Here is a 23,072-nt window from a genome sequence, read left to right as displayed (position 1 = left end):
CTGTTGCTGATGCGCGGGCAGGGGGCGTCTTCATCTCGCGGCTCTATGCGCGTAGAGTCGTGATCACCGTTTTAGGCGCAAAGAGGGGTTATGCCATGGACGTCATCTCCGTCATCCGTACGAAGCGGGACCGCGGCGAGCTGAGCGGCGAGCAGATCGACTGGGTCATCGACGCGTACACCCGCGGCGCGGTCGCCGACGAGCAGATGTCCGCGCTCGCCATGGCGATCCTGCTGAACGGCATGAACCGCGGCGAGATCGCCCGCTGGACGGCCGCGATGATCGCGAGCGGCGAGCGCATGGACTTCTCGTCCCTCTCCCGCCCCACCTCCGACAAGCACTCCACGGGTGGCGTCGGCGACAAGATCACGCTGCCGCTCGCCCCGCTGGTCGCGGCGTGCGGCGCCGCGGTCCCGCAGCTGTCGGGCCGGGGCCTCGGCCACACCGGCGGCACCCTGGACAAGCTGGAGTCGATCCCGGGCTGGCGCGCGCTCCTCTCGAACGAGGAGATGCTGAGCGTCCTTGACGGCGTCGGCTCGGTGATCTGCGCGGCGGGCGACGGCCTGGCCCCTGCGGACAAGAAGTTGTACGCGCTGCGGGACGTGACCGGCACGGTGGAGGCGATCCCGCTCATCGCTTCCTCGATCATGTCGAAGAAGATCGCCGAGGGCACGGGCTCGCTGGTCCTGGACGTGAAGGTCGGCACGGGCGCCTTCATGAAGACCCTGGAGGACGCCCGCGAACTGGCGTCCACGATGGTCGGCCTGGGCACTGACCACGGCGTACGCACGGTGGCGCTGCTCACGGACATGTCCACGCCGCTGGGCCTGACGGCGGGCAACGCGCTTGAGGTCCGCGAGTCGGTGGAGGTCCTCGCGGGCGGCGGCCCGGCCGACGTGGTCGAGCTGACCCTCGCCCTGGCGCGGGAGATGCTGGACGCGGCGGGGCTGAAGGATGTGGACCCGGCGAAGGCGCTGGCTGATGGCTCGGCGATGGATGTGTGGCGCCGGATGATCGCCGCCCAGGGCGGCGACCCGGACGCGACCCTCCCGGTGGCCCGGGAGACGCACGTCGTGACGGCGCCGTCGTCGGGCGTCCTGACCCGCCTCGACGCGTACGACGTCGGCGTCGCCGCGTGGCGGCTTGGCGCGGGGCGTGCGCGCAAGGAGGACGTGGTGCAGGCGGGGGCGGGGGTTGAGCTGCATGCGAAGCCGGGCGCGGTTGTGACCGCGGGCCAGCCCTTGCTGACGCTGCACACGGATACTCCGGAGCGGTTCGACTACGCCTTGCAGGCGGTGGCCGGTTCCTTCGACATCGCCCCCGAGGGCACGGGCTTCGCGGCGACGCCGATCGTCTTGGACCGCATCGCCTAAGCGAGGGAGGGGCGGTCCCTGCGGGGCTTTCCCCAATCCCGCCCCTTCCCGAAACCATGGGGCTCCGCCCCCTGGACCCCCGACAAGATGGCCTCAAACGCCGGCCGGGCTGAAAGATTTCCCCGAGCCGGGGAAATCTTCAGCCCGTCCGGCGTTTGAGGACGAACTCGGCGAAGCCGGTGATGACGGCAACCAGGGCCCCCGCGCCGAGCGGGTTTTCGGGAAGGGGCGGGGTTGGGGAGAAGCTCGCCGCAGGCGGACCTACCGATGAGTTCCGGCGGCCCGCACGGTCTCCCCAACGTGGAAGCCATTAAGCCGCCAGACCTGACCCTCACCGGCACCCTCGACCGAGAGGCCACGCACCGCCTCTGCGAGGAGGCCCGCGCCACGCTGCAAGCGAGCGACGCGGACGTCCTCGTATGCGACGTGGCGGACCTCGGCCCACCCGTCCTCGCCGCAGTGGACGCCCTCGCCAGACTCCAGCTCACCGCCCGTCGAGCGGGTGGCAGGATCCGCCTGCGGAACCCGGCCCCGCACCTGCGCGAGCTACTGCACCTCGTCGGGCTCCCCATTGAGGTCGAGATGGGCCGGCAGGCCGAACAGCGGGAACCACCGGGGCGTGTCCAGGAAGCAGTGGAAGCCCGCGATCCGCCCCTCTGAGATCTCGATGACCTGAACCGCCCACGGCGTGAACCCACCCTTCTCCGGGTCGGGCTTGTAGTGGGCGAAGCCCGGCGTGCCGTTGACGTCGACCGGGAACAGGCGGCTGTCGGCGCAGGACGCGCCCATGGTCGACATGAAGCCGGTGATGTCGGACGTGCCGCGCAGCCACAGGTCGAACGGGGGCATCGTCATGATGGCGTCTTCGTGCAGCAGCGCCGTCAGTGCCGCCATGTCGTACCCCTCGAAGGCCGCGACATAGCGTTCGAGCAGTTTCTGCTGCTCGTCGTCCAGGGGGTCCGACACGGCAGTGTCGTCGGCGTGACCCTCGGCCAGCGTCGCCCGCGCCCGCTGCAACGCGCTGTTGACGGAGGCCACCGAGGTGTCCAGGAGCTCGGCCGCCTCGCTGGCCTTCCACGCGAGGACCTCGCGCAGGATGAGCACTGCCCGCTGCTTGGGCGGCAGTTGCTGCAGGGCGGCGACGAACGCGAGGCGCACCGACTCCTTCGCCACGGCCGCCTCGGCGGGGTCGCTGACGGAGGGCAGCATGCGCGCGTCCGGCATCGGCTCCAGCCATACGTTGTCCGGGCGCGGTGTGAGCGCGGCCTGGGCCAGCGGCGCCGCCGCGGTCAGGTCCATGGGGCGTGCGCGGCGGTTGCCCGCGTTCAGCATGTCCAGGCAGACGTTCGTCGCGATCCTGTACAGCCACGACCTCAGGCTGGAGCGGCCCTCGAACTTCTCGTAGCTCCGCCAGGCGCGCACCATCGTGTCCTGCACCGCGTCCTCGGCCTCGAAGGCCGAGCCCAGCATGCGATAGCAGTACCCGGTCAGCTCGACCCGGTGCTTCTCCAGCGTGACGTCCAGTTCCGACGTCGTCCCTGCGATGTCAGTCATCCCAACCCACCCCTGCGGCTGCCACGAAAGTCCCAGCACTTTGGAAGCTACCGCAGCCCACTGACAACGGCCCCCGGAGTCGGAAAACCCGCAGGCGGGAGAGGGTCGCCCGGAACAGCTAGTGCGCTGCCACAAGCCCTCGCCGGTCCCGCCGCTCCTGGACGCGAGCGGCGTGCGACCCCCAGACGGTGATGGACGCGACGCCGAGCACCGCGAGCAGCCCAAGGCTCACCGTCCCGGCCCAGCCCCCCGAGTGGAAGGCGACGGCGCCGAGCGTGCCGCCCGCGCTCGATCCCAGGTAGTACGCGGACTGGTAGAGCGCCGAAGCCTGTGCGCGCCCCGCGGTGGCCGTACGGCTCACGGACGAGGAGGCGACCGCGTGACCCGCGAAGAAGCCCGCGGTGATCAGGACGAGCCCGAGCAACACCATGACCAGCGCATCGGAGAGGGAGAGCAGCAGGCCGCCCGCCGTCGTGCTCACCGCCAGGTACAGCGCCCCGCGCCTGCCGAGCCGCGCGACCAGCTTGCCCGCGGCGGCCGATGAGACCGTACCGACGAGATAGACCAGGAAGATCGAGCCGATGATGCCCTGGGGGAGCGAGAAGGGCGCCTCGGTGAGGCGGTAGCCGATCACCGTGTAGACCGCGCCGAACACCGTCATGAACAGCGCGCCGATCGCGTACAGGCGGCACAGCAGCGGGTTGGAGAGGTGTGAACGGATCGTCCTGCCAAGCGCCTTGGGGTTGAGCGAGCCCGCGGTGAAGTGGCGCGGCGCGGGGAGCAGCGCGCGGAAGGCGAGGGCGCACAGGACGGCCACGAGGCCCACCACGCCCACGGCCACGCGCCAGCCCCAGGCCTGCGCGACCCAGCCCGTGATGACGCGCCCGCTCATGCCGCCGATCGAATTCCCCGCCACGAACATGCCGATCGCGGCGACAAGCGCCTTGGGCCTGACCTCCTCGGCGAGGAAGGCCATCGCGGACGCCGGGAGCCCGGCGAGCGCCGCGCCCTGCACGGCGCGCAGCGCGATGAGCGCGCCGATGGAGGGCGCGAAGGGGACGAGAAGACCCACGACCACCGCGACCGTCAGCGAAACCGTCATCAGCGTCCGCCGCCCGAACCGCTCGCTGAGCGCGCTCAGGGGCAGTACGAAGAGGGCGAGGGCGCCCGTGGCGGCCGACACCGTCCAGCTCGCCGTGCTCGCGCTGACGCCGAAGTCGGCGGAGACGAGGGGGAGCAGCGCCTGCGTGGAGTAGAGGAGGGCGAAGGTGGCGACACCCGCCAGGAAAAGGGCGAAGCTCATCCGGCGGTAGCCGGGGCCACCGGGGGTGAGCCGGGAGTCGGCTTCGGCAGAGGCATCGGTGGACGACGGGGTGAGGGCGACCGCGTGGGTGGCGGACGCCCCGCTACTGGCAGGAGGCATGTGTCGAACGTAGGCACAGGTGACTCATCCGTCCAATGCACGGACTGGTCATAATCGTTCCCATGGTGCATGAGCGCAGTTCAGAGCGGCGTCTGTCGCAGAGCAGTTACGTAGGAGACATCGGCGGAGTCACGTCGGTGCCCGCCGAGCTGACCCCGGGGTCCTGGTCCGCGCTGCTCTCGCCGCGGCTCGCGTACTTCGCGGGGGTCGCGCGGACGGAGCACGTGACGCGGGCCGCGCAGGAGATGCAGGTGCCGCAGTCCACGCTGTCGCGTGCGCTGGTACGTCTCGAACAGGACCTGGGGGTCGACCTGTTCGCGCGGCACGGCCGGACGGTGTCCCTGACCCCGGCGGGGCGTACGTTCCTCGCCTCCGTCGAGCGGGCGCTCGGTGAGGTGGAGCGGGCCGCGGAGTCCGTGCGGGCGGACGCGGACCCGGCGTCGGGCAAGGTGGCCTTCGGGTTCCTCCACACGATGGGCTCGGAGACGGTCCCCGGCCTGATCCGCGCCTTCCGCGCGGACCATCCGAGGGTCCGCTTCAGCCTCGTACAGAACTACGGGGAGGCGATGATCGAGCGGCTCCGTGCGGGCGAGCTGGATCTCTGCCTCACCTCGCCCGTGCCGGACGCCCCCGATCTGGTGGCCCGCCGCCTCGACGAGCAGCGGCTGCGCCTCGTCGTGCCGGACGACCACCGGCTTGCCTCCCGGAAGCGGGTCCGCCTCGCGGAGGCGGCGGACGAGGCCTTCGTGACCCTCGAACCCGGCTACGGCCTGCGGCGCATCACGGACGACCTCTGCCAGGAGGCCGGCTTCAAGCCGCGGATCGCGTTCGAGGGGGAGGAGGCGGAGACGCTGCGGGGCCTGGTGGCGGCGGGCCTCGGGGTGGCCCTCCTGCCGCCACCCGCCGTCCCGCGCCCGGGAGTCGTGGAACTGACGGTGACGGGCCAGCGGGCGGTCCGCGAGATCGGCGTGGCCTGGCTGGACGGCCACCCGGATACTCCGCCGGTGGCGGCGTTCAAGAAGTTCCTGCTGGGGAGGAGGGGCAGATTGCTGCCGGAGTAGCGGGGGCCTTGGTGACCGTCATCACCGGCTCCGCCGAGTTCGTCCTCAAACGCCGGACGGGCTATTCCAGCCCGGCCGCACCCGCCACCACCCCTCACCGCTGCCGCATCGACTCCCCGAAGCCCGCGGCGAGCGGCATCCGCAAGCCCAACGGCGGCGGAGCCGCAAGGGCGTCCTCCAGGGGGCGCGCGTACGCGTGGCCGAACAGCGAGCCCAGGACGAAGTCCGATGCCAGAGCCTGGACTTCGGAGTGGTGCTGCTGCAACCGGTGGCCGTCGGAGTGGACTTCGAAGCGGCAGACCTCCCGGTTCGCCTTCTTCGCCCGCTCCGCGAGCCGGAACGAGAGCTCGGGATCGGTCCGCTCGTCGTTCGTGCCGTGCACGATCAGGACCCGCCGCCCCGCGAGCTGTTTCACCGGCTCGGGGGAGGCGGCCACATCGTCCTCGGGGAGCCAAGGGGCCAGTGCGAGGACCGAGTTGACCGCGTCGTGGCCGCTGGCCCGCAGCGCGGCCCGGCCGCCCATGTCCATGCCGACGAGGCAGATCGAGACATCGCCGTAGAGGCGGACGATCTCGTCCGCCGCCCACTCCGCGTCCCGCGCGAGCTGCGCCTGCGCCCCGTTCCACCCGCGGTAGCGGTAATGCACGACGTGCGCGGCAAGCCCCTCGCCACGGCCGTCCTGGGCGAGCCTGCGGCCGAGCGCGCGCACCGCACTCGCGGCGAACGGGGACGGCTTGCGGGCGGAGGTCTCGTGGCCGCCGGGGAGCAGCAGCACCGCGCCGCTGACCGCCGAAGGACGGGTGCCGATCACGCGTCCGAGCCTGGCCGCGCGCGCGGAATCGGGCGTCGCTTGCTGTGCCATGACAGAACAGTGTCAGAAGCGATGGTGTACGCCACCCGTCCGCGGGGTCACTGTTACGTATCGACCCATGAGATCCCCCGGGCGATCTACGCGCGTAGGCGCTAGAGTGCCGAGATGACGAGCCAGACCACCAAAGCCGGTCAGACGGACCGCGAAACGCCAAGCGCCGAACAGATCCGCCGCGCCCCGAAGGTGCTCCTGCACGACCACCTCGACGGCGGCCTGCGCCCCGGCACGATCGTCGACCTCGCCCGCGAGGCGGGGTACGAGTCGCTGCCCGAGACCGACCCCGACAAGCTGGGGATCTGGTTCAGGGAAGCCGCCGACTCCGGTTCGCTGCCGCGCTATCTGGAGACCTTCGCCCACACCTGCGCGGTGATGCAGACGAAGGACGCCCTCAAGCGCGTGGCCGCCGAGTGCGCCGAGGACCTCGCCGAGGACGGCGTCGTCTACGCCGAGATCCGGTACGCCCCCGAGCAGCACCTGGAGCAGGGCCTCACCCTCGAAGAGGTCGTCGAGGCCGTCAACGAAGGCTTCCGGGAGGGCGAGCGGCGCGCGAAGGCGAACGGCCACCGCATCCGCGTGGGCGCGCTGCTCACCGCCATGCGGCACGCCGCCCGCGCCCTGGAGATCGCCGAACTCGCCAACCGCTACCGCGACCTCGGCGTCGTCGGCTTCGACATCGCGGGCGCGGAGGCGGGCTTCCCGCCCACCCGGCACCTCGACGCGTTCGAGTACCTCAAGCGCGAGAACAACCACTTCACCATCCACGCGGGCGAGGCCTTCGGCCTGCCGTCCATCTGGCAGGCCCTGCAGTGGTGTGGCGCCGACCGGCTCGGCCACGGCGTGCGGATCATCGACGACATCCAGGTCGCCGACGACGGCACGGTGAAGCTCGGCCGCCTCGCCAGCTACGTACGCGACAAGCGCATCCCCCTGGAGATGTGCCCCAGCTCGAACCTCCAGACGGGCGCGGCGAGCTCGTACGCCGAGCACCCCATCGGTCTGCTCCGCAAGCTGCACTTCCGGGCCACGGTGAACACCGACAACCGTCTGATGTCCGGCACCAGCATGAGCCGGGAATTCGAGCACCTGGTCGGGACTTTCGGTTACACGCTCGACGACATGCAGTGGTTCACAGTCAATGCGATGAAATCAGCGTTCATTCCTTTCGATGAACGCCTGGCCATGATCAATGACGTCATCAAGCCCGGATATGCCGAGCTGAAGTCCGAATGGCTGTTCCGTCAGACCGCCTCTACCAGGGCTTCTGTCGATGTGTAGCAACAATTGAGGCAATGTGGGCGCGGTCGGGAACATTAATTCCCGGCCGCGTTTTCGCTGTTTCGCTGTTTGCGGACCGCCCCTTCACATGTTTACGGTCGTGGGCCGCTCAAAAGTCCCCGTCATCAAGGACGCATTGAAGATGAAGCAGTCTGCCGCCAAGACCCTCGGTGTCGCCGCTCTCGGCGCCGCCTTCGCCGCCGCCGGCGCGGGTGCCGCGAACGCCGCACCGGGCCTGCCCGACGCCACGGGCGCCCTGGGTTCCGCCACCGCCATGCTGCCCATGGACCAGGTGGGCGAGAAGCTGCCCGCCGGTGGCCCCGAGGCGATCGCCGCCGGCCAGAACGTGGTCGGCAGCACCCTGGAGGCCTCCGCGCCGACCGTGGGCAAGCTCGGCGAGAGCATGAAGCACGCCGACGACCGGGGCAAGCCCGCCGCGGCCGACCCGCTCTCGGGCCTGCTCGGTGGCCTGCCGGTCGCCAAGGCCCTGCCCCTGGACGGTCTGCCCCTCCAGGGCCTGCCCACGCAGGGGCTGCCCGTGAACGGTCTGCCGCTCGGCTGATCCTCACGGTCTCCGCACACGCCGATGGGGCGCATCCCTTCTCCAGGGTGCGCCCCATCGGCGTACGTATGTGGCGGCGAGGGCCGCCGGTTCACCAGGCGGCCTGCCGGGCCTTGCCCTCGGTGGGCAGCAGGACCCAGAGCGCTATGTAGAGCAGGAACTGCGGTCCCGGAAGAAGGCACGAGAGCACGAAGATCACGCGCATCGTGGTCGCCGAAGTGCCGAAGCGCTTGGCGAGGGCGGCACAGACTCCGCCGATCATCCGGCCGTTCGTGGGGCGGGCAAGGGCGGTCATGGTGGCTCCTTCGTGAACCGTCGGCATGAGGTCCGGGGGCGTTTCCCCGATGACTCAAAGCTACGTTCACGAAGCGGGCAAAGCATCGCTCTACGGTGCGATACCGACCCTGGGAATCGTCGGGGTCGCACCCTGAGAAGCGTCCTCCCGCAGGAGGGCGGCGCGATGTTCCACGTCAGTACGGCGGCGGAGCCTGGCCCTGACCGCGGGCACCACGGCGATGTGCGCGAGGGCCACGCCCACCGTGTTCAGGAACAGCGAGTCGATGTCGACGACCTGCCCCGGGACCCCGGTCTGCAGCAGTTCGATGCCGAGCGAGATCAGCGCGCCCGCCGCGACCGTCCGCACCAGCGAACCCAGCGGCGAGACATGGACCCGCCCCCCGGCCAGCGGAAGCAGCAGGCCGAGCGGGGCGAGGAGCAGCAGGCTGCCGCCTATCTGCCGGGCAGCCTGGACAGGACCGAGCGCCAGATCCGCCTTGATGCCGGCGAACGGCTGAAGGTTCGCCGCGCTGACCCAGGGCACGTCCAATGGACGCAGAGTGAGCCAGCCGACGAGCAGAAGATGCGCGACGAGGAGGAGTCCTCCCGCCGCGCGGAAGCGGATGGCGGCCCCGTGGCCGCCCGAGCCTTGACGCACGTCCCCCAAGACGCGCCTAGCGGCAGGATCGGTTCCGCGCATCTCATCCCGGTACGCGGCACTGTCTTGATCGCGCAGGGTGACTGTCTTGTTCGGCTACTTCACGATCTCCGTCGGCGGAGCCACCGTCCCGGGGCGCTGGCGGACCGCCTGGGTGCATTCGTAGCGCCGCAGCGGGTCGTCGCCCGGGCCGCCCATGATCACCTCGCGGTCGTCGCCCGCGGCCGCGCTGTCGGCGAACGTGCACACGACCTGGGCCAGCGCGAACGCCGACAGGTCCTCCGGAGACGCACTGAACCGCAGCGCGTCCTCGGGATCCCCCTTCTCGGGCCCGCTGACGACCGTCCCGCCGCGTACGTCCGTCGCGAAGCCCGCCTGCTTCTCCGGGGCCGACGGTGCGTGCGCGAGCTCGTCGAGGAGCGCCTGCGCGATGCGGACGCGGTCGGTCGTCGCCTTCTCCGTCGGGATCCGCACCGACCGGTCGACGGTCACCAGCTGCGCCGCGCACACCAGGAAGACCTGCACCGGGACCCCGCTGGTGGACTGCGATGCGATGCTCGACCCGGACATCACGCACGGCACCCGGGAGGGACCGGGTCCGAAGTCGGTCGGCACCTCCGTCGAGCGGATCCCGCACCCGGCGAGCGTCGCGGTCAGCGCGGTGGCGAGGAGAGCGGCCCGCAGCCGTCGCCGGTTCATCGTTCGTCTCCCTCGACGACGGACGCGTCGTCGTCCGTGTCGTCCTCCGCCTCGTCCGCGGGCAGCAGCGCCGACGGATCGCGCGGCAGCCACAGCGTGAACACCGCGCCGCCCTCGGGCGAGTTCGCCGCGGTGATCTCCCCGCCGTGGATGTGGGCGTTCTCCAGGGCGATGGAGAGCCCGAGCCCGCTGCCCTCCGAGCGCGGCCGGGACGCGCTCGCCTTGTAGAACCGGTCGAACACGTGCGGCAGTACGTCCTCGGGGATGCCGGGGCCTCCGTCACGCACCGCGATGACGAGCTTCTCGCCCGCGAGCCGCACCGAGACCTCCACCGGGGAGCCACCGTGCTTGAGGGCGTTGCCGATCAGGTTCGCCAGGATGACGTCCAGGCGGCGCGGGTCGAGCCGCACCATGATGCCGCGCTCCGCGTCGAGCTCGACCGCGTCGAGCCAGGCACGGGCGTCGATGCAGGCCGTGATCTGGTCGGCGATGTCGACGTGGTCCAGGACGAGCCTGGCCGTGCCCGCGTCGAAGCGGGTGACCTCCATCAGGTTCTCCACCAGGTCGTTCAGCCGACGCGTCTCGCTGACCACGAGACGTACGGCGGGCTCGATCATGGGATCGACGGAGCCGGTCTCCGCGTCAAGCTCCTCCTCGAGCACCTCCGTCACCGCGGTGATCGCGGTCAGCGGCGTACGCAGCTCGTGCGACATGTCGGCGACGAAGCGCCGCGACGCCTCGTCACGGGCGCTCATGTCGTCGACCTTCTTCTCCAGGCTCTCCGCGGTCCGGTTGAACGTCCGTGACAGATCGGCAAGTTCATCCGTGCCCGACACCCTCAGGCGCGTGTCCAGCTTGCCCTCGCCGAGCCGCCGCGCGGCGACGCCGAGCCGGTGCACCGGTTTGAGCACGGTGGTCGCCGCGGCCTGCGCGAGCAGCGCGGAGCCGATGAGCGCGAGCCCGGTGGCGATGGCGAGCGACCAGCCGAGCGAACTCAGGTCCTTCGCCTCCGGTTCGAGGGACTTGAGCATGTAACCGGTCGGCCCACCGCCGATGACCTTGGCACCGCCCACGAGATACGGGGTGCCGCCGTCGACGGTCCGCTGCCAGTACAGGTGATACGGACTCTTGTTGCTGGAGGTGAGCGGCTGCTCCTTGTTCACCGTCTTGCGCAGCGACTTGGGCACGTCGGCGAGCGTGAAGGCGTCCAGGTCGGAGTAGCCGACGATCGTGTCGCCTTCGCCGTCCTTCCCGATCAGGAGCACGCTGTAGCGCTGGCTGCTGTTGGCCATCGTCCCGGCGGCCTGCTGCAGTTCGTCCTGGGTCGGATTGGGCGGCAGCGCACCTGCGCGGGTCTGCATCTCCTGCTGGAAGTCCTTCAGGGCCGCGTCCTGCGCGCGCGTCAGGACCGCCTCGCGGTTCAGCCAGTACGCGATTCCGGAAGCCGTCACGGCGGCGGTGAGCGCCACCAGACCGAACACCACGACAAGACGGAGCCGCAGGCTCGTGAAGCGCAGCCCCGCCAGTATCGCCTTGCGCGCCGCGGCCCAACCGCGGAGCTTGTCCTGCGGTTTGGTCACTGAGGAGTGTCCAGCCGGTAGCCGACCCCACGCACCGTACGGATCAGCGTCGGCGAGGACGGCACGTCCTCCACCTTCGCGCGCAGGCGCTGCACACACGCGTCGACGAGCCGGGAGTCACCGAGATAGTCGTGCTCCCACACCAGGCGCAGCAACTGCTGCCGCGACAGCGCCTGTCCGGGCCTGCGGCTCAGCTCCAGGAGCAGCCGCAGCTCGGTCGGCGTGAGCTGCAGATCCTCGCCGTTCTTCGTGACGGTCATCGCGGCACGGTCGATGACGAGCGAACCGAAGGTCGCCGCGTCATTGGCCTCGCGCTCACCGCGCCGCAGAACCGCACGGATACGGGCGTCGAGCACCCGTCCCTGCACGGGTTTCACGACATAGTCGTCGGCACCGGACTCGAGCCCGACGACCACGTCGATGTCATCGCTGCGCGCGGTCAGCAGAATGATCGGCAACTGGTCGGTGCGCCGGATGCGACGGCACACCTCGAATCCGTCGATGCCCGGCAGCATCACATCCAGCACGATCAGGTCCGGCCGCTGCTCACTGAGCAGCTTCAGGCCGTCCTCGCCGGTGGCAGCAGTAGCCACCCGATGCCCTTGGCGGGTGAGCGAAAGCTCAAGGGCCGTACGGATGGCGTCGTCGTCCTCGATCAGCAACAGGGAAGGCACGGACGTCATTCTGTCCCATGACATGGGCACAGTTCGACTGTTGGAGCGCTCCCACACTTCTCCCCTACAAGCAGATTGGCTGTTGCAGGCCTGTGACAGTCGGCGGACACCGTCATGAAGTGGGTCCGGCAGAGTTTTGGTCACACGGAAGAAGCCGGACTCCACCGACGGGGGGCGCGAGATGAACACACTGCACAGCACCAGCTCAAGCGCAGTAATCACGCGTCTCCACGACGTGATCCGGCCTGCCGAGAGGCACGAGAAGTCCGGTGCCGTGAGCGGGCGGGGGTGCGCTCGCGGCACCGGGCGTCAGCACACCGCGTACATGACGGTGGTTGACGCGTTCCGGGGGGAAACCCGCGCGGACGACGGGGGGGCTCACGGGGGAGCCGCGTACAGGGAGGACACGGGGGAGCGCACATCAGGGCCGGAGGCGGAGTTCACCGCCTACGTCCAGGAGCGTCGTGCCTCCCTGTACGCAACCGCCTATCACCTGACCGGTGACCGTTTCGAGGCCGAGGACCTGCTCCAGAGCGCCCTCTTCTCGACGTACCGGGCCTGGGACAGGATCAGCGACAAGGCCGCGGTCGGCGGATACCTCCGCCGCACCATGACCAACCTGCACATCAGCGCCTGGCGGCGCCGCAAGCTCAACGAGTACCCGACCGAGGAGCTGCCGGAGACGGCGGGCGACACGGACGCGATGCGTGGCACCGAACTCCGTGCGGTTCTCTGGCAGGCCCTGGCCCGCCTCCCCGAACTGCAGCGGACGATGCTGGTCCTTCGCTACTACGAGGGCCGCACGGACCCCGAGATCGCGGACATCCTCGACATCAGCGTGGGCACGGTGAAGTCCAGCATCTGGCGCTCCCTGCGCCGGCTGCGCGAGGACGAGGTCCTCAGCTTCGGCCGTGACCAAGAAGAGTCCTTCGGCGAGTTGGTCGCCTAGGGATCACGGGGGTCGCCGCTCCCGGGGGGAGGCGGCGGTAGCACGGGGGATCACGGGGGATCCACGGGGGAACAAGTGGCGGGACCGGAAGGCCGGGGGGTCTTTCCGGTCCTTCTGCTGTGTTCGGGGCTTCGGCCCCGCGCGGAGCTACGCGGCGTCGGCGCGAGCCTTGACGCACCGCCCGGCGGCAGCGGCGGCGACCCGCCCCAAGGCCTCGTCCTTCCCGCAGGGATGAGCACCCAGCGCGCTCTGCCGGGCGACGATGGCGCGCTCGGCGCGCATCAGCCGCCAGCCCCTGCGCAGCAGGAACGCCACGGACTTGCGCCCCTCGCGCAGATCACGCAGAAGCCGCCGCCGGAAGGTGGTGGACGGCCGGCCACGGAGACAGATCGCGTCGGCGAGCACGCCGATCTCCCGGCACCGCCCCACGATGTCCGCCGCGAAGATTCCCTCCGCGATGAAGACGGGGGTGCGCTCGATGTCCATCGCGGACTCGCCCGTGCGCGAGCTGGTGGCGATGTCGTAGACGGGGACGCGCGTACGTCCCGTACGGCACAGCTGCTCGATGGCGGCGACGGCGACGTCCGAGTCCCAGGAGGCGGGAGAGTCCCAGTCGATGTCCGCGCTGCCGGGGACCTGCGGCAGCGTCGGGTCGTCACCCTCCTTGTAGAAGTCGTCGAGGCACAGGACGGGCAGCCCGGAGCGGGCGGCGAACGACGACTTGCCTGAACCGGAGGGGCCGGCGAGCAGCACGACTCGGGTGGGTATCGGGGGATGGGAACTCACGAGAGACCAGTGTGCTGCATTGAGCCGCCCAGGCGACCCCATGGGTAGGGCTTTGGTGCCCGCGACACACCTCAACTACGCTACGTGCGCATCTGATTACCCAAGAGGATTCGGGCGGTACCCATGGCACGGCACGCAGCAGCCTCCAAGCACCTCTCCCGCGCCCTTCTGCGCGCGGGACTGACGGTCACCGTCGCGGGAACGGCGCTCGGCATCGGCGGCGCGGCGACGGCGAACGCCGCGCCGGCCCCCACCCCCCAGGCGTCCGAAAATCTGCCGGCGGCCGGCGCGGGGGTGTTCCGTGCGGTGCAAGAGGTCACCGCGGGTGGGCTCGGTCCTGTCAAGGAGCTGAAGCTCAACCCGCTCGCGGGCACCGGGGTCGACCCACTGGACAACGCGGTGGGCACCCGGATCGCGGACTTCAAGCCGGTCTCGACGGCGCCGGTGACGGCGCCGCTGACGAAGGGCGGAGCGCTGAACGACCTGCCGCTGGTGAGCCAGGCCGCGGGGCTGCTGCCCGGCTGAACCGCAGGGGCGTCACCCCTTCCGCAGCGGTACTTCCCGCACCAGCCAGGCCACCGCGAACGCCACGGCCCCCAGCAGCGCGGCTCCGATGGCCACGCCGTGCAGCCCGCTGGTGACCGCCGTCCGCACCGCGTCCCGCACCGCCTTCGGCATCTCCCGCACCGCTTCGGGCGTCCACGACATGCCGCCCTCCGGCATCCCGGCCGACGCGACCCGGCTCGAGTAGACCGCGCCGAGCACGGCGATCCCGAGCGAGCCGCCGATCGTCCGGAGGAGGGTGGCGGTGCCGGTGGCCGCGCCCATGTCGCGGGGCTCCGCGCTGTTGATGGTGATCAGGAGCGTGCTCTGCATCAGGAAGCCCATGCCGGTGCCGAGTACGAGGGTCAGGGCGGAGGTCACCGCCGTCGGGGTGTCCGCGCCGATCGCGAGGAGCGCGAGCCCGCCCACGGCCGTCAGTGCCCCGCCGATGACGGGGTAGGCGCGGTAGCCGCCGCCGTTGGACGTGACCCGTCCCAGCAGGAGCTGCGCCCCGAACATCCCCGCCATCAGCGGGAGCAGCAGCATTCCGCTGGCCGTCGATGACGCGCCGCGTACGAACTGCATGTACTGCGGCAGATAGGCGGATGCCCCGAGCATGGCCGCGCCCACCAGGAAGGTGAGGACCTGGGCGAGCGTGAAGTTGCGGTCGGCGAAGAGCCGGGGCGGGATGATCGGCTCGGGGACCCGCCGCTCGACCCGGGCGAACCAGACCAGAGCGCCGGTGCCGAGCGCTCCGAGCCCGAGGATCTGCGGCGACGTCCAGTCGTACGTCGTGCCGCCCCAACTGCCGAGCAGCGTCAGGGACAGGATGCCCGCGGAGAGCAGCGCGGCCCCCGCGTAGTCGATGCGTGCGGTGCTCCGCTCGCCGGGCAGGTGCAGGCGGAGGCCGACGACGAGCAGGGCGATCGCGCCGACGGGCACGTTGACGTAGAAGACCCAGCGCCAGTCGAACTGGTCGGTGAGGAAGCCGCCGAGCAGCGGCCCGCCGACCAGCGCGACGGGCATCATCGCGCCGACCATCGACTGCGAGCGGCCGGCCTGCGACGGCGGCAGCATGACGCCGATGATCGAGATGGCGCCGACCATGAGCCCCCCGGCGCCGAGCCCCTGGACGGCGCGGAAGGCGATGAGCTGCCCCATGTCCTGGGCGAGCCCGGAGAGCACGGAGCCCGCGAGGAACACCGTGATCGACCAGATGAAGCTGCCCTTGCGTCCGTACAGGTCGCCGAGCTTGCCCCAGAGGGGAGTGGAGACGGAGGCGGTCAGCAGAAAGGCGGTCACCACCCAGGAGAGGTGGTCGAGGCCGCCGAGGTCGCCGACGATCGTGGGCAGGGCGGTGCCGACGATCGTGCCGTCGAGCAGACCGAGCATCAGGCCAAGGAGGAGCCCGAAGAGGACGAGCTTGGACGGGCCGCCCGACTCGGCGGGCGGCTGTTCGGCGTCCGGGGTGTCCGGGGTGCTCGTTTCATCCGTACGTTGACTCATGGCTCCCCCAGAAGAAATGACGCAGCGTCAGGCGGTGTATGGGCGGATGGACTTGGCGTCCCGCAGGGCGTGCGCCCACCAGGTCAGCTGGTCGAGCAGCGCCTTGGCCGCCGTGTCGACCTGGGGGTCGTCGACGGTGCCGTCCTCGCCGAACCGGCCCCAGGCGTTGTGGAAGCTGACCGTGTTGCGGATGGTCGTGGCGTTCAACTCGGCCATGACGACGCGGAGTTGTTCCACCGCGCGCAGACCGCCCGACAGGCCGCCGTAGGAGACGAAGCCGATCGGCTTCGCGTGCCACTGCTCGTTGTGCCAGTCGATGGCGTTCTTCAGGGACGCCGGGAAGCTGTGGTTGTACTCCGGCGTGATGAAGATGAACGCGTCGGCCGCCGCGAGGCGCGGAGAGACCAGGGCGAGGGCCTCCTCGGTGCCGGGTGCGGGCGGCTGCCCGAAGGCGGGGAGGGCGGTGGGCAGCGGGGTCTCGGAGAAGTCGACGACATCGGCGGTCAGGTCGTCGCGCTGGGCGAGATGCCCCGTGAGCCACTGCGTGACGACGGGTGCGAACCGGCCCTCGCGGGTGCTGCCGACTACGACGGCCACGCGGAGGGGGTGGGCGGTGCTGCTGCTGGTCATGGGGGACCCCTGGGAACGTTGGGATGTGTACGGCGTATCTAGATGCGTACAACGTACACGTCAGTGTGTACAGCGTCCACTGAGAGATACGTTGTACGCTCGCGTCCCGATGAGAGGAGCCCGGCTGTGGCTGGCCAGAAGAAGGACGGCAAGGCGGCGGTGCCGGACAAGTCGCTCTGGGAGCGCCTGGAGCAGCCGGCGGCGCCCCGCGCCTCGCTGTCCCTGGAGCGCATCGGGGCCGTCGCGGTGGAGGTCGCCGACGCGGAGGGCTTCGCCGCCGTCACGATGCGACGGCTCGCCACGGAGCTGGGGGTCGCGCCCATGGCGGCGTACCGGCATGTCTCGGGCAAGGACGACCTGTGGGCGCTGATGGCCGAGAGGGTGGCGGCCGAGCACCGGATTCCCGAGGAGCTGACCGAGTGGCGTGAGGTGCTGCGGGCCTTCGCCCTGCTGACCCGGGACATGATGCTGCGTCACCCGTGGGTGGGTCAGTTGCCCACGGCCCTCTTCGTGCTCACCCCGGGCCGGATGGCCATCGCCGAGCGGCAGTTGGCGGCGCTCGACGGCCTCGGTCTTGACGAGGACGCCATGATGATGGCCTTCCGCACGGTCAGCTCCTACGCGCACGGCGCGGCCTCGTCCGAAGTGGCCCTGCGGGACTGGACGGAGTCGGAGGGCTGGTCGTCCGGCGCCGAGACCCGGATGGGCCTCGCGCCGCAGATGACGTACCTCATGGACACCGGCCGCTACCCCACCTACCAGCGCTACGGCCGGCGCTCGCGCCGCAAGGACGACGCCACCTGGATGTACGAGACGGGCCTCGAATGTGTCCTGGACGGCATCGCGGCCCGGCTCGGCATCTGACGGCGCCCGCGGGAAAGGGCCCGCCGAAAGCGCCCGCCGGAAAGGGCGAAGCCCCGGCCCTCCTGGACGGAGGAGGGCCGGGGCTTCGTGGTGCGGAGAGTGGTCCGGTGCGGCTCAGTACGAGGAGCCGGACGCGCCCAGCGAACCCGTGGGGTGCCAGACCGTCTTGGTCTCCAGGAAGGCCGTCAGGCGGTGCGTGCCCGGATCCGCCGACCAGTCCACAGGCTGTGGACGGACGACGCGCTTGAGGTTGTCCGCCGCGGCGACCTCAAGCTCCTTGGCCAGTACGTCGTCCTCGACGCCCGCGAGGTCGATCGCGTTCACGTCCTGGTGCGCGGCGAGCGACGGGGTGATCTCCGCCGTACGGCCGGACAGGATGTTCACGACGCCGCCCGGCAGGTCGGAGGTGGCGAGCACCTCGCCGAGGGAGAGGGCCGGGAGCGGGGAGTTCTCGCTGGCGATCACCACGACCGTGTTGCCCGTCGCGATCACCGGGGCGATGACGGACACCAGGCCGAGGAACGACGACTTCTGCGGGGCGACGACCGTCACCACGCCCGTCGGCTCGGGCGACGAGAGGTTGAAGAAGGGGCCCGCGACCGGGTTTCCGCCGCCCACGATCTGGGCGATCTTGTCGGTCCACCCCGCGTACCAGACCCAGCGGTCGATCGCCGCGTCCACGATCGCGGCGGCCTTGGACTTGGACAGGCCCTCCGCCTCTGCGACCTCACGGACGAACTGGTCCTTGCGGCCCTCCAGCATCTCCGCGACGCGGTAGAGGATCTGGCCGCGCAGGTAGGCCGTCTTGCCCGCCCAGGCGCCCTGCGCCTTGCGCGCGGCGACGACCGCGTCACGCGCGTCCTTGCGGGACGACAGCGGGGCGTTGGCCAGCCACTTGTCCTTGGAGTCGGTCACCTCGTACACCCGGCCGCTCTCGCTGCGGGGGAACTTGCCCCCGACGTACAGCTTGTAGGTCTTGAAGACACTCAAACGCTGCTCAGACATCGAGGTAAGCCTCCAGGCCGTGGCGGCCGCCCTCGCGGCCGTAACCCGATTCCTTGTAGCCGCCGAAGGGCGAGGTCGGGTCGAACTTGTTGAACGTGTTGGCCCAGATGACGCCCGCGCGCAGGCGATCGGCGACCGCGAGGATGCGGGAGCCCTTCTCCGTCCAGATGCCGGCGGAGAGGCCGTACTGGGTGTTGTTGGCCTTGGCGACCGCTTCTTCCGGCGTGCGGAAGGTGAGGACCGAGAGCACCGGGCCGAAGATCTCGTCGCGGGCGACGGTGTGCGCCTGCGTGACGTTCGTGAAGAGCGTCGGCGCGAACCAGTAGCCGGATGAGGGGAGTTCGCACGGGGCGGACCAGCGCTCGGCGCCTTCGGCCTCGCCGGTCTCGGTCAGGGCCTTGATCCGGGCGAGCTGCTCGGCGGAGTTGATCGCGCCGATGTCCGTGTTCTTGTCCAGCGGGTCGCCCAGACGCAGGGTGGTCAGGCGCCGCTTGAGGGCGTCGAGGACCTCGTCCTGGACCGACTCCTGTACGAGGAGGCGCGAGCCCGCGCAGCAGACCTGGCCCTGGTTGAAGAAGATGCCGGTGACGATGCCCTCGACGGCCTGGTCGATGGGGGCGTCGTCGAAGACGATGTTCGCGCCCTTGCCGCCCAGTTCGAGCGTGACCTTCTTGTCCGTGCCCGCGACCTGGCGTGCGATGGCCTTGCCGACGGCGGTCGAGCCGGTGAAGGCGACCTTGTTCACGTCCGGGTGGGCGGTGAGGGCCGCGCCCGCGTCGCCGTACCCGGGAAGGATGTTGACGACGCCCTTGGGGAGGCCCGCCTGGCGGCAGATGTCCGCGAAGAACAGGGCACTCAGGGGAGTGGTCTCGGCGGGCTTCAGGACGACCGTGTTGCCCGTCGCGAGCGCCGGGGCGATCTTCCAGGCGAGCATCAGGAGCGGGAAGTTCCAGGGGATGACCTGGCCCGCGACGCCCAGGGGCTGGGGGTTCGCGCCGTACCCGGCGTGGTCGAGCTTGTCGGCCCAGCCCGCGTAGTAGAAGAAGTGCGCGGCGACCAGGGGGAGGTCGGCGTCGCGCGTCTCCTTGATGGGCTTTCCGTTGTCGAGGGTCTCCAGGACGGCCAGTTCGCGGCTGCGCTCCTGGATGATCCGGGCGATGCGGAAGAGGTACTTGGCGCGCTCGGCGCCCGGCAGCACCGACCACTTCTCGAAGGCCTTGCGGGCGGCCTTCACCGCGCGGTCGACGTCCTCGGACGATGCCTGCGCGACTTCGGAGAGGACCTCTTCGGTGGAGGGCGAGACGGTCTTGAAGACCTTGCCGTCCGCGGCCTCCACGAACTCGCCGTCGATGAACAGGCCGTACGACGGCGCGATGTCGACGACGGAGCGGGACTCCGGGGCGGGTGCGTACTCAAAAGCCGTGGAAGCCGAAGGTGTGGAAGTCATGGGTCAGTCCACCGTCACGTAGTCGGGGCCGGAGTAGCGGCCCGTGGCCAGCTTCTGGCGCTGCATCAGCAGGTCGTTGAGGAGCGATGAGGCGCCGAAGCGGAACCAGTGGTTGTCCAGCCAGTCCGCGCCCGCCGTCTCGTTCACCAGGACGAGGAACTTGATCGCGTCCTTGGAGGTGCGGATGCCGCCCGCGGGCTTCACCCCGATCTGTACCCCGGTCTGCTCGCGGAAGTCGCGTACGGCTTCCAGCATCAGGAGGGTGTTCGCGGGGGTGGCGTTGACGCCGACCTTGCCGGTCGAGGTCTTGATGAAGTCCGCTCCCGCGAGCATGCCGATCCAGCTCGCACGCCGGATGTTGTCGTACGTGGACAGCTCGCCGGTCTCGAAGATGACCTTGAGCCGGGCCTCGCCGGAGGCTTCCTTCACGGCGCGGATCTGCTCGAACACCGTCATGTAGTCACCCGCGAGGAAGGCGCCGCGGTCGATGACCATGTCGATCTCGTCGGCACCCGCCGCGACTGCCTCGCGGACGTCGCCGAGCTTCACGCCGATGGCGGCGCGGCCCGCGGGGAAGGCGGTCGCGACGGACGCGACCTTGACGCCGCTGTCGCCGACGGCCTCCTTGGCGGTGGCCACCATGTCCGGATAGACGCAGACCGCGGCGGTCTTCGGGGTGCCGCGGTCGGTCGGATCGGGGTGCACGGCCTTCGCGCCGAGTGCCCGGACCTTGCCCGGGGTGTCGGCGCCCTCCAGCGTCGTCAGGTCGATCATCGAGATGGCGAGATCGATGGCGTACGCCTTCGCCGTGCTCTTGATCGAACGCGTGCCGAGCGCTGAGGCGCGTGCCTCCAGGCCGACCGTGTCGACGCCGGGCAGCCCGTGGAGGAAGCGGCGCAGGGTGCGGTCCGACGCTGTGGCGTCGCTCAGCGCGTGCGCGTGTGCGGATGCAGTTGCGGGTGCAGTGGGCATGGTCACGAGGGGAGCATATCTACGCGCGTAGCGGCTGTACAGGGGGCGGGTGGTATCGGGGGCTATGGCGGTGGTGGCGGGTCCTGCGAACCCGGCGGGCGCGGTCGGCGGACGTGCGGCCCCATGAGCAGGGCGGGGCGCGACGGCGGATGTCTTCCGCCCACCCCGCCCGATCGCCCGGCGACTGGGGTGTCCGTCGCCAAGTGGTGGTGCGTCCGCCTGCCGGGCAAGGCCCCCACAGGGGGCCCGGCGCGGAACTCAGGCAGAATCGACGCATGACCGACCCCCAGCACCCCGTGGCGGAGCCCGAGTACCCCGAGTACAAGGACCGGACCTTCCGGTCGTCCGGCGGTATCGCCGGAGGCGTCCTGCTGCTCGCCCTCGGCGGCTGGCTCGGCATCGACGCGATGATCCGGGGGGAGGGCCGCACTCCGTGGCTCGCGCTCGCCGGGCTGCTCCTGGCGGTGCCGCTCGTCGTCGCCTTCACCGTGCGCCCCGCCGTGTACGCCAACGACGACCGGCTCCGCATCCGGAACCCCTTCCGGACCATCACGCTGCCGTGGGCGTCCGTCTCGGGGCTGCGCTCCGGGTACTCGAACGAGGTCTTCACCCAGTCCGGCGCCAAGTACCAGCTCTGGGCCATCCCGGTCTCCCTGCGCGGCCGCAAGAAGGCCGCCAGGAGGAAGTCGCAGGGGACGGCCGCCGGTGATCCGAGCGTCGCGAACGCGCGGCGCCCCGGTGAGGCGGAGTCCCTCCGCGCGCCCGGCGACCAGATCATGGACGACCTGCGCGAACTCTCCGAACTGCGGGCAGGCGCGAAGTCCGCGCAGGGCGAGCCCGTGGTGCGCTGGGGCTACGAGATCCTCGCACCGGCCGTGGCCGGGGCGGTGCTGCTCGCGGTGGTCCTCGCCGTCGCCTAGAAGCGTTCGCGGGCCGGCGGGCTCACGGGCTCACGCGTTTCCGGGCTGACGCGATCACGCGTTCCCGCGCTTACGGCGGGCCCATCCAAGCCAGCAGCATGTGGCCCCCGAACGCCGCCGATGTCACGGCCGCGGCCACCATCACCGTCACGGCGGCATGGGTCCGCGCGCGGGCCAGCGCCGCCGCGAGCGGCAGCAGCAGGGGAAAGCCGGGGAGCAGGAAGCGGGCCCGCGGGAAGTAGACCCCCTTGCTGCCGAGCACGATCAGCAGCAGAAGCCCCGTGAAGATCAGCAGCGGCAGCGGCTGGCGGTCGCAGACCGACAGGACGAACAGCGCCACCGAACCCAGCAGCGTCGCCGTCACCATGATCAGGAACAGCTGCGGACGCTGGACCGACAGCAGGTCCGTCATGGTCCGCACCGTCGCGACCCCGCCGTCCCACTCGTTGCGCCACAGCTTCTGTACGGCGAAGTAGCCGTCCCAGCGGCCGAGTCGCAGCCCCACCCAGCCGACGTACGAAAGCCAGCCGAGCGGGGCAAGCAGGGCGCCCGTCAGGATGCGTACAGAGAGTACGGAGAGACCGCCCCGGCGGAACAGCGTGAGCAGCGCCGTGAGGGAGACCGCCGCCGCGAGTGCGACCCCCGTGGGGCGGGTCAGGCCGGCGAGCGAGGCCAGCGCGCCCGCCCAGATCCAGCGGCCGGTGAGCACGGCGTACAGCGCCCACGCGGTGAGCGCCGTGAAGAGCGACTCCGTGTAGCCCATCCACTGCACGAGCGCGACGGGCAGCGAGCCCCAGAGGGCGGCGAGCAGTACGCCCGCCCTGCGCCCGTACAGGTGGTCGCCCACCGCGAAGATCCCCCACGCCGCGAGGAACGAGCAGGCGACGGCGACCGCGAGACCCACGGCCCCGCGCGGCTCCGGGACGATCACGCTGCCCGCCCTGATGAGCAGGGGATGCAGGGGGAAGAAGGCGAGGTTGTTCGCGTCGATCTGGGTGCCCAGGGTGTGCGCGTAGCCCTTGTCGGCGATCTTCAGGTACCAGTCGCAGTCCCATGACTCCGCCAGGAGGTGCCAGACGTCCCGGCGCTCCCTGCGCGCCCAGAGGGCGAGGACCAGGGCGCCGAAGAGGCGTACGGCGCCGTACGCGAGGAGCGCGGGCGACGCGTGCCGCAGGGCGCGGGCGGCGCGTGCGGGGCGGCCCCGGGAGCGGCCCGGGGTGATGCGGGGGCGGAGGGTCGGGGGGACGATCCGGGGTGGGGCGGCGGACGTCGAGGCGGTCGAGGTCTCTGGGGTCGGTCCGTACGGCACTGCGGCAGCTCCCGGAACGTGATCGTGCGCTGCCGGTCACCCTTCCTGGGGGACCGGCAGCGCACCGGATCGCTGCGGCAGCTGCGCCGACCGAACCACTCGGACGGGTGGCGACCCTGCGGCCACCCGCCTCGG

24 protein-coding genes are annotated in these 23,072 nt (G+C 70.8%); 9 read left to right on the top strand and 15 right to left on the bottom strand.

Translation table 11 applies throughout. The annotated features are described in order from the left end of the window. Positions 1 to 95 precede the first annotated feature (95 nt). Positions 96 to 1,373 carry a thymidine phosphorylase gene (locus ABD378_RS24070; protein ID WP_344523575.1) on the top strand — a complete coding sequence of 426 codons (1,278 nt, stop codon included), beginning with the start codon at positions 96 to 98 and terminating at the stop codon, positions 1,371 to 1,373. A gap of 267 nt (positions 1,374 to 1,640) precedes the next feature. Continuing rightward, on the top strand, positions 1,641 to 2,033 hold the full coding sequence (locus ABD378_RS24065) for an STAS domain-containing protein (RefSeq protein ID WP_344523573.1): 393 nt from the start codon (positions 1,641 to 1,643) through the stop codon (positions 2,031 to 2,033). On the opposite strand, the gene ABD378_RS24060 is transcribed toward ABD378_RS24065, so the two are convergent. Together ABD378_RS24060 and ABD378_RS24055 are read right to left on the bottom strand one after the other, a co-directional pair. Beyond that, the gene (locus ABD378_RS24060) at positions 1,920 to 2,927 is read right to left on the bottom strand and encodes a sigma-70 family RNA polymerase sigma factor (RefSeq protein ID WP_344523571.1); all 1,008 of its coding nucleotides are present in this window, start codon (positions 2,925 to 2,927) and stop codon (positions 1,920 to 1,922) included. The genes ABD378_RS24065 and ABD378_RS24060 overlap by 114 nt on opposite strands. A 118-nt stretch (positions 2,928 to 3,045) precedes the next feature. Then, entirely contained in the window at positions 3,046 to 4,350 is a 1,305-nt protein-coding gene (locus tag ABD378_RS24055; protein WP_344523568.1) for an MFS transporter, read from the bottom strand. Between the two features lie 62 nt (positions 4,351 to 4,412). Here ABD378_RS24055 and ABD378_RS24050 point away from each other — a divergent pair, with 62 nt between their 5' ends. Next, positions 4,413 to 5,411: a LysR family transcriptional regulator gene (locus ABD378_RS24050; RefSeq protein WP_344523566.1), complete on the top strand. Its 999-nt coding sequence runs from the start codon at positions 4,413 to 4,415 to the stop codon at positions 5,409 to 5,411. A gap of 94 nt (positions 5,412 to 5,505) precedes the next feature. On the opposite strand, the gene ABD378_RS24045 is transcribed toward ABD378_RS24050, so the two are convergent. After that, positions 5,506 to 6,273, bottom strand: coding sequence for an alpha/beta fold hydrolase (locus ABD378_RS24045; protein WP_344523564.1), 768 nt, complete (start codon positions 6,271 to 6,273; stop codon positions 5,506 to 5,508). Positions 6,274 to 6,387: 114 nt separating this feature from the next. Between ABD378_RS24045 and ABD378_RS24040 the strand changes: the two genes are divergently transcribed. Further along, entirely contained in the window at positions 6,388 to 7,557 is a 1,170-nt protein-coding gene (locus tag ABD378_RS24040; RefSeq protein WP_344523562.1) for an adenosine deaminase, read from the top strand. 142 nt (positions 7,558 to 7,699) lie between these two features. Next, on the top strand, positions 7,700 to 8,119 hold the full coding sequence (locus ABD378_RS24035; protein ID WP_344523560.1) for an ATP-binding protein: 420 nt from the start codon (positions 7,700 to 7,702) through the stop codon (positions 8,117 to 8,119). Between the two features lie 91 nt (positions 8,120 to 8,210). Here the strand turns inward: ABD378_RS24035 and ABD378_RS24030 are convergent, their stop codons facing one another. The 5 genes from ABD378_RS24030 to afsQ1 all read right to left on the bottom strand — a co-directional run bounded on the left by ABD378_RS24030 (position 8,211) and on the right by afsQ1 (position 12,006). After that, positions 8,211 to 8,414 carry a PspC domain-containing protein gene (locus ABD378_RS24030; RefSeq protein WP_344523558.1) on the bottom strand — a complete coding sequence of 68 codons (204 nt, stop codon included), beginning with the start codon at positions 8,412 to 8,414 and terminating at the stop codon, positions 8,211 to 8,213. A 90-nt stretch (positions 8,415 to 8,504) separates the two neighbouring features. Then, complete coding sequence (locus ABD378_RS24025) at positions 8,505 to 9,095, bottom strand: VanZ family protein (RefSeq protein ID WP_344523556.1); 591 nt, start codon at positions 9,093 to 9,095, stop codon at positions 8,505 to 8,507. A 54-nt stretch (positions 9,096 to 9,149) separates the two neighbouring features. Further along, positions 9,150 to 9,752 (bottom strand): hypothetical protein, encoded by a 603-nt coding sequence (locus ABD378_RS24020; RefSeq protein WP_344523554.1) that lies wholly within the window; start codon positions 9,750 to 9,752, stop codon positions 9,150 to 9,152. Next, positions 9,749 to 11,332, bottom strand: a complete 1,584-nt coding sequence (locus ABD378_RS24015) for an ATP-binding protein (protein WP_344523552.1) — start codon at positions 11,330 to 11,332, stop codon at positions 9,749 to 9,751. The genes ABD378_RS24020 and ABD378_RS24015 overlap by 4 nt, the downstream gene beginning before the upstream one ends. Further along, complete coding sequence (afsQ1, locus tag ABD378_RS24010) at positions 11,329 to 12,006, bottom strand: two-component system response regulator AfsQ1 (RefSeq protein ID WP_030562528.1); 678 nt, start codon at positions 12,004 to 12,006, stop codon at positions 11,329 to 11,331. Before afsQ1 ends, ABD378_RS24015 begins: the two co-directional genes overlap by 4 nt. Before the next feature lie 181 nt (positions 12,007 to 12,187). On the opposite strand from afsQ1, the gene ABD378_RS24005 reads away from it, so the two are divergent. Then, positions 12,188 to 12,955, top strand: coding sequence for a SigE family RNA polymerase sigma factor (locus ABD378_RS24005; RefSeq protein ID WP_344523545.1), 768 nt, complete (start codon positions 12,188 to 12,190; stop codon positions 12,953 to 12,955). A gap of 147 nt (positions 12,956 to 13,102) precedes the next feature. On the opposite strand, the gene ABD378_RS24000 is transcribed toward ABD378_RS24005, so the two are convergent. Further along, positions 13,103 to 13,783: a uridine kinase family protein gene (locus tag ABD378_RS24000; RefSeq protein WP_344523543.1), complete on the bottom strand. Its 681-nt coding sequence runs from the start codon at positions 13,781 to 13,783 to the stop codon at positions 13,103 to 13,105. A gap of 81 nt (positions 13,784 to 13,864) precedes the next feature. On the opposite strand from ABD378_RS24000, the gene ABD378_RS23995 reads away from it, so the two are divergent. Further along, a complete protein-coding gene (locus tag ABD378_RS23995; protein ID WP_344523541.1) occupies positions 13,865 to 14,266 on the top strand; it encodes a hypothetical protein in 402 nt (133 codons plus the stop codon). A 12-nt stretch (positions 14,267 to 14,278) separates the two neighbouring features. Here ABD378_RS23995 and ABD378_RS23990 read toward each other — a convergent pair whose 3' ends face one another. Together ABD378_RS23990 and ABD378_RS23985 are read right to left on the bottom strand one after the other, a co-directional pair. After that, positions 14,279 to 15,790: an MDR family MFS transporter gene (locus tag ABD378_RS23990; protein WP_344523539.1), complete on the bottom strand. Its 1,512-nt coding sequence runs from the start codon at positions 15,788 to 15,790 to the stop codon at positions 14,279 to 14,281. Between the two features lie 27 nt (positions 15,791 to 15,817). Beyond that, entirely contained in the window at positions 15,818 to 16,420 is a 603-nt protein-coding gene (locus ABD378_RS23985; RefSeq protein WP_344523537.1) for an NADPH-dependent FMN reductase, read from the bottom strand. 126 nt (positions 16,421 to 16,546) lie between these two features. On the opposite strand from ABD378_RS23985, the gene ABD378_RS23980 reads away from it, so the two are divergent. Next, positions 16,547 to 17,284 carry a TetR/AcrR family transcriptional regulator gene (locus ABD378_RS23980; protein WP_344523535.1) on the top strand — a complete coding sequence of 246 codons (738 nt, stop codon included), beginning with the start codon at positions 16,547 to 16,549 and terminating at the stop codon, positions 17,282 to 17,284. Positions 17,285 to 17,398: 114 nt separating this feature from the next. On the opposite strand, the gene ABD378_RS23975 is transcribed toward ABD378_RS23980, so the two are convergent. The 3 genes from ABD378_RS23975 to deoC are packed head-to-tail and all read right to left on the bottom strand — an operon-like array spanning position 17,399 to position 20,708. After that, positions 17,399 to 18,289 carry an aldehyde dehydrogenase family protein gene (locus ABD378_RS23975; RefSeq protein ID WP_344523533.1) on the bottom strand — a complete coding sequence of 297 codons (891 nt, stop codon included), beginning with the start codon at positions 18,287 to 18,289 and terminating at the stop codon, positions 17,399 to 17,401. Next, positions 18,282 to 19,736, bottom strand: coding sequence for an aldehyde dehydrogenase family protein (locus tag ABD378_RS23970; RefSeq protein WP_344523531.1), 1,455 nt, complete (start codon positions 19,734 to 19,736; stop codon positions 18,282 to 18,284). Before ABD378_RS23970 ends, ABD378_RS23975 begins: the two co-directional genes overlap by 8 nt. 3 nt (positions 19,737 to 19,739) lie before the next feature. Next, entirely contained in the window at positions 19,740 to 20,708 is a 969-nt protein-coding gene (deoC, locus tag ABD378_RS23965; RefSeq protein ID WP_344523615.1) for a deoxyribose-phosphate aldolase, read from the bottom strand. A gap of 275 nt (positions 20,709 to 20,983) precedes the next feature. Between deoC and ABD378_RS23960 the strand changes: the two genes are divergently transcribed. Then, positions 20,984 to 21,628 (top strand): PH domain-containing protein, encoded by a 645-nt coding sequence (locus ABD378_RS23960; protein WP_344523529.1) that lies wholly within the window; start codon positions 20,984 to 20,986, stop codon positions 21,626 to 21,628. Positions 21,629 to 21,698: 70 nt separating this feature from the next. Here the strand turns inward: ABD378_RS23960 and ABD378_RS23955 are convergent, their stop codons facing one another. Further along, on the bottom strand, positions 21,699 to 22,937 hold the full coding sequence (locus ABD378_RS23955; protein WP_386544121.1) for a hypothetical protein: 1,239 nt from the start codon (positions 22,935 to 22,937) through the stop codon (positions 21,699 to 21,701). Positions 22,938 to 23,072: the final 135 nt, after the last annotated feature.

This window comes from Streptomyces rectiviolaceus, assembly GCF_039533825.1.
GTDB classification, from domain to species: Bacteria; Actinomycetota; Actinomycetes; order Streptomycetales; family Streptomycetaceae; genus Streptomyces; species Streptomyces rectiviolaceus.
This window is presented reverse-complemented; position numbering and strand designations above follow the sequence as displayed.